This window comes from Variovorax sp. P5_A3 (assembly GCF_056400665.1).
In genome coordinates, this window is record NZ_JBFUKW010000026.1 from 126,599 (window position 1) to 141,167 (window position 14,569).

The 14,569-nt window shown below is 65.4% G+C and carries 13 protein-coding genes and 1 tRNA gene; 9 read left to right on the forward strand and 5 right to left on the reverse strand.

Annotation, left to right across the window (positions count from 1 at the left end):
• Positions 1–20: 20 nt before the first annotated feature.
• From AC1D3B_RS29835 to AC1D3B_RS29850, 4 genes are all read left to right on the forward strand, one after another.
• Entirely contained in the window at positions 21–656 is a 636-nt protein-coding gene (locus AC1D3B_RS29835) for a MarC family protein (protein ID WP_478194283.1), read from the forward strand.
• A complete protein-coding gene (locus AC1D3B_RS29840) occupies positions 649–1,125 on the forward strand; it encodes a YidH family protein (protein ID WP_478194284.1) in 477 nt (158 codons plus the stop codon). The genes AC1D3B_RS29835 and AC1D3B_RS29840 overlap by 8 nt, the downstream gene beginning before the upstream one ends.
• Entirely contained in the window at positions 1,122–1,304 is a 183-nt protein-coding gene (locus AC1D3B_RS29845) for a hypothetical protein (RefSeq protein ID WP_478194285.1), read from the forward strand. The genes AC1D3B_RS29840 and AC1D3B_RS29845 overlap by 4 nt, the downstream gene beginning before the upstream one ends.
• 116 nt (positions 1,305–1,420) lie before the next feature.
• Entirely contained in the window at positions 1,421–1,780 is a 360-nt protein-coding gene (locus tag AC1D3B_RS29850) for a hypothetical protein (RefSeq protein WP_478194286.1), read from the forward strand.
• Between the two features lie 70 nt (positions 1,781–1,850).
• Here the strand turns inward: AC1D3B_RS29850 and AC1D3B_RS29855 are convergent.
• Positions 1,851–1,926, reverse strand: a tRNA-Ala gene (locus tag AC1D3B_RS29855).
• Between the two features lie 88 nt (positions 1,927–2,014).
• Between AC1D3B_RS29855 and AC1D3B_RS29860 the strand changes: the two genes are divergently transcribed.
• On the forward strand, positions 2,015–2,881 hold the full coding sequence (locus tag AC1D3B_RS29860; protein ID WP_478194287.1) for an alpha/beta hydrolase: 867 nt from the start codon (positions 2,015–2,017) through the stop codon (positions 2,879–2,881).
• 18 nt (positions 2,882–2,899) lie between these two features.
• On the opposite strand, the gene AC1D3B_RS29865 is transcribed toward AC1D3B_RS29860, so the two are convergent.
• Positions 2,900–3,877, reverse strand: coding sequence for a GMP reductase (locus AC1D3B_RS29865; RefSeq protein WP_478194288.1), 978 nt, complete (start codon positions 3,875–3,877; stop codon positions 2,900–2,902).
• Positions 3,878–4,121: 244 nt separating this feature from the next.
• Between AC1D3B_RS29865 and AC1D3B_RS29870 the strand changes: the two genes are divergently transcribed.
• Complete coding sequence (locus AC1D3B_RS29870) at positions 4,122–6,494, forward strand: UvrD-helicase domain-containing protein (protein WP_478194301.1); 2,373 nt, start codon at positions 4,122–4,124, stop codon at positions 6,492–6,494.
• 129 nt (positions 6,495–6,623) lie between these two features.
• On the opposite strand, the gene AC1D3B_RS29875 is transcribed toward AC1D3B_RS29870, so the two are convergent.
• The 3 genes from AC1D3B_RS29875 to AC1D3B_RS29885 are packed head-to-tail and all read right to left on the reverse strand — an operon-like array spanning position 6,624 to position 8,850.
• Complete coding sequence (locus AC1D3B_RS29875) at positions 6,624–7,418, reverse strand: BPSS1780 family membrane protein (RefSeq protein ID WP_478194289.1); 795 nt, start codon at positions 7,416–7,418, stop codon at positions 6,624–6,626.
• Between the two features lie 9 nt (positions 7,419–7,427).
• Entirely contained in the window at positions 7,428–8,468 is a 1,041-nt protein-coding gene (locus AC1D3B_RS29880) for a homoserine kinase (RefSeq protein WP_478194290.1), read from the reverse strand.
• 7 nt (positions 8,469–8,475) lie between these two features.
• Entirely contained in the window at positions 8,476–8,850 is a 375-nt protein-coding gene (locus AC1D3B_RS29885) for a hypothetical protein (protein WP_478194291.1), read from the reverse strand.
• Positions 8,851–8,947: 97 nt separating this feature from the next.
• Between AC1D3B_RS29885 and polA the strand changes: the two genes are divergently transcribed.
• From polA to AC1D3B_RS29900, 3 genes are all read left to right on the forward strand, one after another.
• Positions 8,948–11,740 (forward strand): DNA polymerase I, encoded by a 2,793-nt coding sequence (gene polA / locus AC1D3B_RS29890; protein ID WP_478194292.1) that lies wholly within the window; start codon positions 8,948–8,950, stop codon positions 11,738–11,740.
• A 135-nt stretch (positions 11,741–11,875) separates the two neighbouring features.
• Positions 11,876–13,174, forward strand: a complete 1,299-nt coding sequence (locus AC1D3B_RS29895) for a M20/M25/M40 family metallo-hydrolase (RefSeq protein ID WP_478194293.1) — start codon at positions 11,876–11,878, stop codon at positions 13,172–13,174.
• Between the two features lie 25 nt (positions 13,175–13,199).
• On the forward strand, positions 13,200–14,102 hold the full coding sequence (locus tag AC1D3B_RS29900) for a LysR family transcriptional regulator (RefSeq protein ID WP_478194294.1): 903 nt from the start codon (positions 13,200–13,202) through the stop codon (positions 14,100–14,102).
• The last annotated feature ends 467 nt before the right edge of the window (positions 14,103–14,569 follow it).

Below are 14,569 nucleotides of genomic sequence, written 5' to 3' on the forward strand. Positions count from 1 at the left end.
ACGGGGCCAGGACCAGCACGATGACTGACACTTCTTTTGCTCTCGGCGTCGGCAGCATCTTCACCCTGATGTTCGTGATGCTGGGGCCGATGAAGATCATCGGCCCCTTCGCCAGGCTGACGCACGACCTCGATGAAAGCGCGCTGAAGAAGATCGCGATACGCACGTTCGTGATCGCCCTCGTCGCGGCGATCGGGGGCGCCGCGGTAGGGCGGGTGCTTCTCCAGAGCTGGAACATCTCGGCACCGGCGCTCCTGCTCGCGGGCGGCGCGATCTTCTTCGTCGTCGGCATGCGCGTCGTGCTGGAGCAATACGCGCCCGCACCCACGCCGCCGCCGCGCCTGCCGGATTCACCGTTGGCGGCGGCCATGCGGATTGCGTTTCCGACGGTGGTCACGCCCTACGGGACCGCATCGCTCATCGTGCTGCTCACGCACAGCCACCAGGACGTCGAACGCACGGCGACGATCTTCGCCATCCTGATCGGCGTGATGGTGCTGAATCTGTTGGCGATGCTGTATGCCCGTCGCATGCTGGGCGGGATGACGGCGATCGTGCTGGAGATCCTGGGCGCCGTGCTTGGCGTGCTGCAGGTGGCTCTGGCGGTGACCATCATCCTGCACGCGCTGCGCGATCTGGGAGTCATCAATGCCTGAGAAAGAAAAGCAATGGATCGGTTCGGGACCGTCGGAATCGGAACGCATGTCGACAGAAATGTCGTCCCGACGGACGGGCATGTCATTCCAGCGCACGCGCATGAGCGCGGACCGCACGTTGATGTCGGTGATCCGCACATCGCTGTCGCTGATCGGTTTCGGGTTCACCATCTTCCAGGTGTTCCAGAAGCTGCACGATTCGGAAGTCCTCCGGAGCAGCCAGGCGGCGCGCAATTTCGGCGTCGCGCTCGTGCTGCTGGGCATCGCGATGCTGGTCTCGGGCATCGGCTATCACTGCTTCTTCATGGTCGGGCTGCGCAAGGAGCGCAAGGCACTGAAGGAAGAAGGGCTCATACACGCCGAAAGCCAGTTCCCGGTGTCGCTGACGCTCCTGGTTGCGCTGCTCCTGCTGATCATCGGATTGCTGGCGATCGCCAGCATGCTGTTCAACAGCGGGCCCTTCGGATGACGGTTGAAGGCCAGCCCGAAGAAGCGGTGCCCGCCGCACCGCCGGACGCTGCCGGTGAGCGCTTCGTCGCGACGCTGTTCTCGTTCGTGGCGATCGGCCTGGGCTCTGTGATCGGCACCGGCGTCTACACGCATTGTTCGAGCCGGTCTTTCAACGGGCGGGCACCATGGCCGATGTGATGCTTCGCTATTTCCGGCTGCGCCGCTGACACCCGATGCCCGGTTTGGCTGACCTGGCACCGAGGAAACTGTTGGCAACCTGTCACTTTCAACTATTCGACAGAGGGAGCCGTACCGTGAAGAAAACTTTTCGCTTTTCCTTGAACGCGATGCTGGTCATCGGTGCAGTGGTGGGGTCGGCCAACGTGTGGGCCGCCGATGACGCCGCTGCGGCATGCAGCGATCCGAGGGTGGACCGAGCCGCCTGCATGCGCGAAGCCGGAGCGGCCAAGCAGGCCAAGCAGCAAGGCAACCTGACAAGCACCGGAGGCTACGAAGAGAACGCGCTGGCCCGTTGCCAGCGTCAGCCGGCGGATGCACGCGCCGCGTGCGAGGAGCGCGTGCGGGGCACGGGCAACGCCGAAATCAGGGGCAGCGTGCCGGGTGGGGGCAAGATCCGCAGCACCGAGACACCGATTCCTGCGCCGGCCAATTGAGGCGTACTGCCTCGCGTCCGCCGCGGGGGAAAAGGAAACGGGCCTTGAAGGCCCGTGTTTCCAAATGGGTTGGTGGAGAGGATGAGGATCGAACTCACGACCTCCGCATTGCGAACGCGGCGCTCTCCCAGCTGAGCTACCCCCCCAACGCAATGAGAATTCTAACCAGAACACGGGCTTCGCTGCACGAGGGACGTGGCAAGATTTGACCCTCACAAACCCGGAGCATTCAGGATGGATTCGTACGAACCCGCGTGGCTCGACCGCATGTACAACAACCGCGCGCGGGTGCCGGACCACCCCACTTACCTGGGGCGATGGGCCACAGATTCGGCCGCGGCGCGCGCTTCACTGGCGTGCCAGCTCGACGTGCCCTACGGCGAGGGGCCTGGCGAAACCCTCGACATCTTTCCGGCCTCGGCGCCGGATGCACCGGTGCTTGTCTTCATCCACGGCGGCTATTGGAGCGCGCTCGACAAGAGCGACCATTCATTCATCGCCCGCGCATTCACCGACCGCGGCGTGTGCGTCGTCATCCCCAACTATGCGCTGTGCCCCGGCACGCCCGCGCAGCCGATCGGCATCGGGGACATCTCGCAGCAGATGGTGCGTGCGCTGGCATGGACGTGGCGAAACATCGCGGCCCACGGCGGCGACCCCGCGCGCATCACGGTCTCGGGCCATTCGGCCGGGGGACACCTGTCCGCGATGCTGTTCGCATGCGGCTGGAAGGCCGTGGCGCCCGACCTGCCTGCGGACCTTGTTCGCAACGCGCTCTCGATTTCCGGCCTCCACGACCTGCGGCCGTTGCAGCGTGCACCTTTCATCGAGAAGGCGATCCGTCTCGGCGATTCGGATGCCTTGCGCCTCAGCCCGGCGCTGGGGCCGGTGCCTTCGCGCGGCACTTTCTACGCGGTTGCCGGAGGCGACGAGAGCGAGGAATTCATCCGCCAGAACGCGCTGATTCAGGATGCATGGGGCCGCGACGTGGTGGCCGTCTGCGAGGTGCTGCCGGGGCTCCACCACTTCAGCATCGTGGACACTCTGGCCAGCCCGGGCCAGCGGTTGCACGGCCTCGCCATGCAACTGCTTCAGGCCTGAGCCGCGCCGGCAGCGGCCCTACATCAGCAGGTGTTCGCCTGCGTTGTCGCCGCCCAGGGTGACGTAGTTGACCTTGCGGATGTCCATCAGCTTCCGGCCGCCGGCATAGCTGATGGAGCTCTGGATGTCCTGCTCCATCTCGACCAGCGTCTCGGCGAGCTTGCCCTTGATCGGTTCGAGGATGCGCTTGCCTTCGACGTGCTTGTACTCGCCCTTGTTGAAGTCGCTGGCCGAGCCGTAGTACTCCTTGAAGAGCGCACCGTCGACTTCCACCGTTTTGCCGGGTGATTCCTCGTGTCCCGCGAAGAGCGAGCCGATCATCACCATCGACGCGCCGAAGCGGATGCTCTTGGCGATGTCGCCGTGGTCGCGGATGCCGCCGTCGGCAATGATCGGCTTGGTCGCCACGCGTGCGCACCACTTGAGCGCCGACAACTGCCAGCCGCCAGTGCCGAAACCCGTCTTGAGCTTGGTGATGCAGACCTTGCCCGGGCCGATGCCGACCTTGGTCGCGTCCGCGCCCCAGTTCTCGAGGTCGATCACCGCCTCGGGCGTGCCGACGTTGCCTGCGATCACGAAGGTCTTCGGCAGCTTCTTCTTGAGGTACGCGATCATGTTCTTCACGCTGTCGGCATGGCCGTGGGCGATGTCGATCGTCACGTACTCGGGCACCAGGTTGGCGGCGACGAGCTGGTCGACGGTGTCGTAGTCCGGCTTCTTGACGCCCAGCGAGATCGATGCGAACACACCCTTGGCGTGCATGTCCTTCACGAACTGGACGTTGTCCAGGTCGAAGCGGTGCATGACGTAGAAGTAGCCGTTCTTCGCGAGCCAGGTGCAGATGGTCTCGTCGACCACCGTCTTCATGTTGGCGGGCACCGTCGGGATGCGGAAGCTGCGGCCGCCGAGCGCGACGCTGGCGTCGCACTCGGAACGGCTTTCCACCACGCACTTGCGCGGCAGCAGAAGGATGTTGTCGTAGTCGAAGATTTGCATGAGATCCAAGCTCCTTGAAAAAGGTCGTCACCGAAGGATTTCGGCGGCGATCGGGCGCTTGGCTTGGAGACCGGATTTTGCGGGTGCGCCGTGGCGGCGCGACCGGACCCTGCTGTGCGCAGGCGCAAAAAAACCGGACGTCAAGAAAACTTGGGCCCGGTGTCTGATTCTACCCGTCCGCCCCTGCGCACAGCTTCCGTCACTTCGTATAACCCACATACGCAGTGCTTTCTACAATCGACGGATGTTCACCGACCTCGCGGCTGCCGCAGATTCGCCGCTGCTCCAAAACCTCAACCCGGAGCAGCGTGCCGCCGTCACGCTGCCGGCCGGCAACGCACTGATCCTCGCCGGCGCCGGCTCGGGCAAGACGCGGGTGCTGACCACCCGCATCGCCTGGCTGCTGCAGACCGGCCAGGTGTCGCCGGGCGGCATCCTGGCCGTCACCTTCACCAACAAGGCCGCCAAGGAAATGATGACGCGGCTGGGCGCGATGCTGCCGGTCAATGTGCGGGGCATGTGGATTGGTACCTTCCACGGGCTGTGCAACCGTTTCCTGCGCGCGCACTGGAAGCTCGCCAACCTGCCGTCCACCTTCCAGATCCTCGACACTCAGGACCAGCTCTCGGCCATCAAGCGGCTGATGAAGCAATTCAACGTCGATGACGAGCGATTTCCCGCCAAGCAGACGCAATGGTTCATCGCCGGTGCCAAGGAAGACGGCCTTCGCCCGCGCGACGTAGAGATCCGCAGCGACGACGACCGCAAGAAGGTCGAGCTCTACCAGCTCTACGAAGAGCAATGCCAGCGGGAGGGCGTCGTTGATTTCGGCGAGCTGATGCTGCGCAGCTACGAGTTGCTCCGCGACAACGACCCGGTGCGCGAGCACTACCAGCGGCGCTTCCGCCACATCCTGATCGACGAGTTCCAGGACACCAACCGGCTGCAGTACGCGTGGATCAAGATGCTCTCGGGCACCACGGTCGACGGCCGTTTTGCGCCGGGCGAGAACAGCGTGATCGCGGTCGGTGACGACGACCAGAGCATCTACGCCTTCCGGGGCGCGCGCGTGGGCAACATGGCCGACTTCGTGCGCGAGTTCGAGGTGTCGCACCAGATCAAGCTGGAGCAGAACTACCGCAGCTACAGCAACATCCTCGATTCGGCCAACGAGCTGATCAGCCACAACAAGAAGCGGCTCGGCAAGAGCCTGCGCACCGACCAGGGGCCGGGCGAGCCCGTGCGTGTCTACGAGTCCACCAGCGATTTCGCCGAGGCCCAGTGGATGGTCGAGGAAATGCGGCAACTGGTGCGCGACGGCATCGACCGCAAGGAAATGGCCGTTCTCTACCGCAGCAATGCGCAGAGCCGCGTGATCGAAACGGCGCTCTTCAATGCCGCGGTGCCGTACCGCGTGTACGGCGGCTTGCGCTTCTTCGAGCGTGCCGAAATCAAGCACGCATTGGCCTACCTGCGGCTGCTCGAGAACAAGGACGACGACACCAGCTTCCTGCGCATCGTCAACTTCCCGCCGCGCGGCATCGGCGCGCGCAGCATCGAGCAGCTCCAGGACGCGGCCCGCGCCGCCGGCCGCTCGCTGCACGACGCGGTGAGCGCCGTCGGCGGCAAGGCCGGCGGGAATCTCTCGGCCTTCGTTGCCAAGATCGACGTGCTGCGCGAGCAGACGCAGGGTATGTCGTTGCGAGAGATCATCGAGCTCGTGCTCGACCACAGCGGGCTGATCGAGCACTACAAGGCCGATCGCGAAGGCGCGGACCGCATCGAAAATCTGGACGAACTGGTCAACGCCGCGGAGAGCTTCGTCACGCAGGAGGGCTTCGGGCGCGATGCGGTCGCGTTGCCGGTCGACGAACTGAGGCAGTCACCGGCCAGCCAGGGCCTCGATCCGAACCGCCCCCTCATCGACGAGCCGCTGGCGCCCGATGCGGAAACCGGCGAGACGCTGAGCCCGCTCGCCGCCTTCCTCACGCACGCCGCGCTGGAATCAGGCGACAACCAGGCGCAGGCCGGCCAGGACGCCGTGCAGTTGATGACCGTGCATGCCGCCAAGGGCCTCGAATTCGACTGCGTCTTCATCACCGGCCTGGAAGAGGGCTTGTTCCCCCACGAGAACTCGATGAGCGATCACGAAAGCCTCGAGGAAGAACGCCGCCTGATGTACGTCGCCATCACGCGCGCCCGCAAGCGCCTGTACCTGAGCCATTCGCAAACGCGCATGCTCCACGGCCAGACCCGCTACAACGTCAAGAGCCGCTTCTTCGAGGAACTGCCCGAAGCCGCGCTCAAGTGGCTCACGCCCAAGAACCAGGGGTTCACCCCTTCGGCCTTCGGCTACGGCGGCGGCTACGCCACCACGCGCGGCGGTGGGGGCGGCTACAGCAGCAAGGACACCTTTGCCAGCCCGCCCGTGCCCCCGCAAAAGACCGTGCCCTCGCACGGCCTGCGTTCAGGCATGCAGGTGTTCCACAACAAGTTTGGCGAAGGGACCGTATTGGCGCTCGAAGGCAGCGGTGACGATGCCCGCGCGCAGGTCAATTTCCCCCGTCACGGCGTCAAGTGGCTTGCCCTTTCGGTCGCAAAACTGACCCCCGTGTAACGGCCGAAGAACAAGGCCGACGCAGCCAGGGCTCGTTGGTGAAACACGATGGAGCCGGCTTCGCCGGGCCGTCCGTGTTGCCCCCTGAAAGGGGGTGCCCGAGCCACACGAAGTGGGCGAGGCTGGGGGTTATTCCTGAAAACTATCTCTGAACGTAAACCAGGTGCTGGTGAAGAACATTGCCGCCATCACCAGCGCGCCGCCGATCATCACGGCGCCGCCAGCCGCCGATGCGCCTTCGCCGATGCCCATCGCGCCGACAGCCACGAGGAGCGTCGCGAGCAGACTCAGCACGATGCCGGCGCCGATGAAGACGCCGACCCAGACCAGCCCGAACACGGTAAGTGCGCCGAAGTTCTTGAAGCAGGCGATGAAGCTGAAGAACAGGCTCTTCGCCGGCGGCACGCGATGCCAGTGCACCAGCGCCGGCGCGTGCCAGAAGGCCAGCGATAGCGGCAGGTAGAGGCCCATCGCGATCCAGAGCGCCACCTGGAATTCGGTGGTCTCGGCCAGTTCACGGCTGAGCGGTCCGCCGAGCAGGTAGACGCGCGCGAACTGGCCGCCATCGGCCAGCGCGGAAATGGCCATCACGCCGAGAAACAGCGCGGCATACATCGCACCCAGCATCGCCATGGGCCGCACGTCGGCCCGGACGGCATTCAGCGCCGCCATGAACACCGCTCCCGCCGGTGGTTTTTCAGGCCCTGCGGCCTGTGCGGCAGCGGCCATCAGGCCCAGCGTCATGGTCGGCAGCAGCATCAGCGCAACGGCTGCGCCGATCAGGGGGACCTGCGACGCGATCGACACCATCGCCATGAAAAAGAAGAACAGGGAAATGAAGGCCAGCGGCTGCCGCGCGAAGGCCTGGAGGCCGGAGCGGACCCACAGCACGCCGGTGCGCGACGGCACGAGATTGAGTTTCATCGGGTCAGGTCAGGCGGCCAGCTCCGCGCCGCGGTCGAACTCGAAGCTCGCGTGGGCACGTTCGCGCAGCACGCGTTTGAAGTGGGTCGGATCGTGGGCCTTGAGCATGCTCGCCTCCCGCGGGAGGTGGTAGTCCCACAGCCGCGAGATCCAGAATCGCAGCGCGGCGGCGCGAAGCATGGCGGGCAGCAGGGCGCGCTCGGCGCCGGTCAGGGGCCGCACGGTGCCGTAGGCGGCCAGCAGCGTGTCGGCGCGCGTGGCGTCGTGGCGGCCGCTCGCGAGATCGATGGCCCAGTCGTTCAGGCACACGGCGATGTCGAATAGCCAAGTGTCGGCACCGGCGAAATAGAAGTCGAACACACCCGTCAGGCGGGGAGCGCCGGCGCTGGCGTGCGTGTCGAACATGGCGTTGTCGCGGAACAGGTCGGCATGCACCGGGCCGCGCGGCAGGGCTGCGTAGGCAGAGGATTCGGCGATGTGGTTCTGGTAGGCCAGTTCGCTGCGCAGCAGCGCGGCCTGGGGGGCTTCGAGATAGGGGAGGACCACCGGCGCAGTGTCGTTCCACCACTGCAGGCCACGCAGATTGGGCTGGATGCGGGGATAGTCCCGCGCCGCGAGGTGCATGCGCGCCAGCAGGCGGCCGAGTTCGGCGCAATGGGCGGCCGTGGGCGCGAGTTCGCTCTTGCCCTTCAGGCGTTGCACCATGGCGGCCGGCTTGCCGGCCACGGTGAGCAGCAGTTCGCAAGGCGCATTGGCCGGAATGGACAGGGGATGGCCGGTGGGCGGTGCAATTTCCGGGTCGGCCACGGGCTCGGGCACCGGAAGGCCACGTGCCGCCAGGTGCTTCATCAGGCAAAGGTAGTACGGGAGCTGCTCGGCGCCGAGGCGCTCGAACAGCGTCAGGACGAATTCGCCCGACTCCGTGGTCGCGAAGTAGTTGGTGTTCTCGATGCCGCCCTCGATGCCCCTGAGGTCGGTGAGGCCACCCAGCCCGAGGCGCCGCACGAGCGCGTCGGCTTCGTCGAATCCGACTTCCGTGAAAACCGCCACTGCGCGCTCAGAACTTGAAGACGTTCCACCAGACCCGGGAACCGTTCTCGCCGGAACTCTGGTCGGATTGCCCCTGGTTGCGCATGCGTTCGGTTTCGTTGGGCATCACCTGGTAGGACGGCCCGTTGGCCGGCTTTACCGTGATGCTCTCGGTCTGACCTCCGACCCGGAGTTCGTCGACCGTCGCGTTGCGGTCCTCCACGTGGATGCGCTCGATCTTCTGGTTCTGCCGGCCCGCGGCCTTGTCCGGGTCCGGTTGCGCCTGGGCGGGCGCCGGGGTGGGCTGCGGGTTCTGCGCGAAGACAGCGGCGGTCGGCGCGGCGCAGGCCAACACCAGCGAAACAAGCCGGGTGTGACGAACGTGAAGCGTGGAGGAAGACATGAAGAGATTGTAGGTCCGCGTCAATCGAAGGGGTACAACTATGTGCGGATCTTTCGTGCCGTCCGGACGCCCTGTCGCGGCACGGCAAAATGCCCCGATGACCGACAAGAAAACGCTGCTGCTCGTCGACGGATCGAGCTACCTCTACCGTGCCTTCCACGCCATGCCCGACCTGCGCGCCGTGCCCGGCGACAGCAGCAGTCCCGCCACCGGCGCCATCCGCGGAATGATCAACATGATGCAGGCCCTGCGCCGCGAGGTGCGGGCCGACTACGCGGCGTGCATCTTCGACGCGCCGGGCAAGACCTTCCGCGACGACTGGTATCCCGACTACAAGGCAAACCGCTCGCCGATGCCGGACGACCTGCGCAGCCAGGTCGAGCCGATCCACCAGGTGGTGCGGATGCTCGGCTGGCCGGTGCTCACCGTGCCCGACGTCGAGGCCGACGACGTGATCGGCACGCTTGCGCGCACGGCGGCGAAGCAGAGCATCGAGGTGATCGTCTCCAGCGGCGACAAGGACCTGAGCCAGCTGGTGGACGAGCACATCACCATCATCGACACGATGAACGGCAAGAAGCGCGACGTCGCCGGCGTGACGGCCGAATTCGGCGTGCCGCCGAACCTGATGATCGATTACCAGACGCTGGTGGGCGACACCGTCGACAACGTGCCCGGCGTGGAGAAGGTCGGGCCCAAGACAGCAGCCAAATGGTTGCTCCAGTACGGCTCGCTCGACGCATTGATCGAGCACGCGGCCGAGGTCAAGGGCCAGGCCGGCGAAAACCTCCGCAAGGCGATCGACTGGCTGCCGCAGGGCCGTCGGCTGGTGACCATCCGCACCGATTGCGATCTCGACGGCCACGTGAGCGGCCTGCCGTCCCTCGACGGCATCGCCATCGGCCCGCAGCAGGTCGATGGTCTGAAGAGCTTCTACGAGCAGTACGGTTTCAAGAGCCTCGTGAAGACGCTGGAGGCGCACGAAGTGCCGCCCGAGCTGATCGAGGAAAACAAGAAGCGCAAGGGCCCCGAAGGCGGCACCGGCCTCTTCGACGACCCGAGCTTCGAGGCCGCGTCCAAGGTGACCAACCTGGCCTACGACACCGTGATGACGTGGGATGTCTTCGATGCCTGGCTCGCGAAGATCGAGGCCGCCGAACTGGTTGCGATCGACACCGAGACCAATTCGCTCGACGAACTGCGCGCCGAAATCGTCGGCCTGAGCTTCAGCGTGAAGCCCGGCGAAGCCGCCTACATCCCGGTTGCCCACAACTACCCCGACGCGCCCGTGCAACTGCCGCGCGACGAGGTGCTCGCGAAGCTCAAGCCCTGGCTCGAGGACGGCACGAGGAAGAAGCTCGGCCAGCACGTCAAGTACGACCGTCACGTCTTCGCCAACCACGGCATCGAGGTGCAGGGCTACGCGCACGACACCATGCTGCAGAGCTACGTGCTCGAAGTCCACAAGCCGCACGGCCTCGCCAGCCTGGCCGAGCGCCACCTGGGGCGCACCGGCATCGACTACGAGGACCTCTGCGGCAAGGGCGCGCACCAGATTCCGTTCAGCCAGGTGTCGATCGACAAGGCGGCCGAGTATTCGTGCGAAGACTCCGACCAGACGCTGGACGTGCACCTCGCGCTGTGGCCCCGGCTCGAAGCGGACGAGAAGCTGCGCTTCATCTACGAGCTGGAGATTGCGTCGAGCGAAACGCTCTACCGCATCGAGCGCAACGGTGTGCTGATCGACGCGCCCACGCTGTCCGCGCAGAGCAACGAACTGGGCAAGCGCATCATGGCGCTTGAGCAGGAGGCCTACGAGCTCGCGGGCCAGCCCTTCAACCTCGGATCGCCCAAGCAGATCGGCGAGGTGTTCTTCACCAAGCTCGGCCTGCCGGTCGTCAAGAAGACGCCGAGCGGCGCGCCGAGTACCGACGAGGAAGTGCTGGAGAAGCTTGCGGAAGACTTTCCGCTGCCCGCCAAGATCCTCGAGCACCGCGGGCTGTCGAAGCTCAAGGGCACCTACACCGACAAGCTGGGCCAGTTGGCGAATCCGCGTAGCGGGCGCGTGCACACGCACTATGCGCAGGCCGTTGCGGTGACGGGACGCCTGTCGAGCAATGATCCCAACCTGCAGAACATCCCGATCCGCACCGCCGAAGGCCGCCGTGTGCGCGAGGCTTTCGTGGCGCCTGCCGGCAGCGTGATCGCAAGTTCGGACTATTCGCAGATCGAGCTGCGCATCATGGCGCACATCAGCGGCGACGAGTCGCTGCTGCGTGCCTTCACGGAAGGCATCGACGTGCACCGCGCGACGGCCGGCGAGGTCTTCGGCGTCGCGGTGGAACAGGTGTCGAGCGAGCAGCGCCGCTATGCGAAGGTCATCAACTTCGGGTTGATCTACGGCATGAGCAGCTTCGGCCTCGCGCGCAACCTGGGCATCGAGACCAAGGCTGCGGCTTCCTACATCGAGCGCTATTTCGCTCGCTATCCGGGCGTGAAGCAGTACATGGATGAAACCAAGGCGCTCGCCAAGCAGAAGGGCTATGTCGAGACCGTGTTCGGCCGCCGCCTCTATCTGCCCGAGATCAATTCGCCGAACGGTCCGCGCCGTGGCGGCGCCGAACGTGCCGCGATCAACGCGCCGATGCAGGGCACGGCGGCCGACCTCATCAAGCTCAGCATGGTCAAGGTGCAGGATGTGCTCGACGCGGAGAAGCGCGGCACGAAGATGATCATGCAGGTGCACGACGAACTGGTGTTCGAAGTGCCCGAGTCGGAGGTCGAGTGGGTGCGCACCGAGATCCCGCGGCTCATGGCGGGTGTTGCGGAACTGAAGGTTCCGTTGCTGGCGGAGATCGGCTTTGGCCCCAATTGGGACAAAGCGCATTAGCTACCGCTCGCCCCCAGGCTTGCCCACTTCGTGTGGCCGCCCACCCCCTACCGGGGGCAATACCGGCGGCCCGGCGGAGCCGGTTCCGCGGTATTTCTGGAAATTCGTTCTGTTGATTTTGGAGATTGAGAGCTGATGAATACTGCTGTTGTTCTTGGCCGCAAGGCCTTTTTGCTTGCTGCGCTCGCGGGGGCTTGCGCTTGCGCCTTTGCGGCGCCTGATCAACGGGTCGCTTCGCTTGCTGCGAAGGAGAAGCCGGCGCTGCTGGAGACGTTGAAGCAACTCGTGTCTGTCGAGTCCGGGAGTCGCGACCTTGAAGGGTTGGACAAGATTGCCAATCTGATTGCGGACAAGTTCAGGGCGTTGGGCGGGCAGGTCGAGTTGATCGATCCGTCTGCCGATGCGTATCGGATGGAGGACACGCCGGAAAAGATCGGCAAGGTGGTGCGTGCGACGTTCAAGGGCACGGGCACGAAGAAGATCATGCTGATCGCGCACATGGACACGGTCTACCAGATCGGCATGCTGAACAAGCAGCCGTTCCGTGTCGAAGGCGACAAGGCCTATGGGCTCGGCATTGCGGACGACAAGCAGGGGATTGCGGTGATCGCGCACACCATCGCTTTGCTGAAGGCAATGGACTTCAAGGAATACGGCACGCTGACGGTGCTGATCAACGGCGATGAGGAGATCAGTTCGCCGGGCGCGCGCAACCTCATCACGCGTCTGGGCGGGGAGCACGACGTCGTGATGTCGTACGAGGGCTCGTCGGTCAGCGAGGACAAGCTCTCGCTCGCGACCGCGGGCATTGCGTCCGTGACGCTGAATGTGACCGGCAAGGCCTCGCACGCGGGTTCGGCACCGGAATTGGGTGTGAACGCGTTGTATGAGCTGTCGCACCAGATCCTTCAGATGCGTGACCTGTCCGACCCGGCGACGGGCCTGAAGATGAACTGGACCATCTCGCGCTCGGGCTCGAACCGCAACGTGATTCCGGCGACGGCCACGGCCGGCGCTGACGTGCGGGTGCTGAAGGTCAGCGACTACGACCGCATCGAGCAGCAGGTGCAAGAGCGGGTGAAGAATCAGCTCATACCGCAGGCGAAGGTCGAGATGAAGTTCGAGCGCCGCCGTCCGCCGCTGGAAGCCACGGAAGCTTCGCGCGCGCTGGCGCTTCATGCGCAGCAGATCTACAAGGATCTCGGCAAGCAACTGGGCGCAGACGACAAGGTCGCAGGCGGCGGCACGGATGCGGCCTTCGCGGGGCTCAAGACCAAGGCCGCGGTGGTCGAGCGTTTCGGGTTGCAGGGATTCGGTGCACATTCGGCCGACGCAGAGTACGTGCTGGTGGATTCGATCGAGCCGCGGCTCTCCCTCTCTGCCCAGATGATCATGGACATCTCGCGGGGCAAGGTGGGGCGACCGGCGCCCTGAGTCGACCGTCCGGCTCGTTCTTGCGATGCGCCTTCGCCACATCGAGGTCTTCAATGCCATCATGCTCACGGGCAGCGTGAGTGCGGCGGCGCGGCTGATCAACATCACGCAGCCGGCAGTGAGCCGCAGCTTGCAGCACGCCGAGATCCAGCTCGGGTTCTCGCTGTTCCAGCGGGCCAAGGGGCGGCTGACGCCGACCACGGAAGCGCTGGCGCTGTATCCGCACATCGAGCGGCTGTTTGCACAACTGGACGAGGTACAACGGCTTGCCGCCAACCTGCGCACTGGCAATGACGCGGGAGAACTGCGCATCCTGACGGTGCTTGCGCTGAGCTACGAGGTGCTGCCGCGTGCGCTCAAGCGTTTCCGGGAGAAGCATCCGGGCATCGCGGTGACGGTCGAGTCCCTGCATTCGCCCCAGATCATGTCGGCGCTGCTGCTGCAGGAGGCCGACGTCGGCTTCGCCTTCAGTCCGGCGGTGCATCCTTCGTTGACGCAGGAGTCTGTCGCTGACAGTCGCATGGTGTGCATCGCACCCAAGGGCATGTTGTCGCGTGCGCTGCTGCGCAACGGGTCGGTGGCGCTGCACGATCTTGTGAATCTGCCGGTCGTGGGGCTGGACAGCCGCGATCCGGTCGGCACGAGTTTGAGCCAGGCTTGCCGGCAGGCGGGCGTCGGCTTTCAGCAGGCGGTGGTGACGGTGCAGACATACCATGCCGCGTTGGCGATGGCGCACCATGGGCTGGGTGTCGCGCTGGTCGATGGATGTACGTCGAATTCTGCGGATCGCTCCAAGGTGGATGTGTTGACTTTGGAGCCGCATATTCCGGTGCCGATTCGGGCGTTGCGGTTTGCGGGGCGGCCTGATTCTGTGGCTGTGCGGGGGATTACTCGGTTTATGCGGGAGGCTATTGAAGAGATGAGTTGAGGGGGTGGGGGTGGCGTCGTCGGGCGGTGTGCCCTGTGCCGGCCGACGTCACCGGCCGCTTCGCGGCTTCCCTGCGCTGCTCACGGTACGCGGGGTCCGCGCAAACTCGCTGCGCTCAAACACGCGCGGCCCTTTTTCCGCGCACCGCTGCGCTGCTCGGCGGTGCCGCAACGGCCGGCACAGGGCACACCGTCCGACGACGCAGGGACGGGATGGTTGAACTGTCCGCCTCACACGCTGTGAATGCGCGCAGGCTGCGCCGTTCGAGACGCCCACAACCGTTGCCCTCTCGCGGAGCCCGGTAGGCGGTGCGGGTTGGGCGACCCCTCTGCGCCGCCGAAGCGCGCAGCTTCAGGCGGATAAGGGCCGCGCGTGTTTGAGCGAAGCGAGTTTGCGCGGACCCCGCCTGAAGCGAGCACTGCAGGGAAGCCCGACGGGCCGGCGTAGCGTGGTCGACCGGCCCGCAC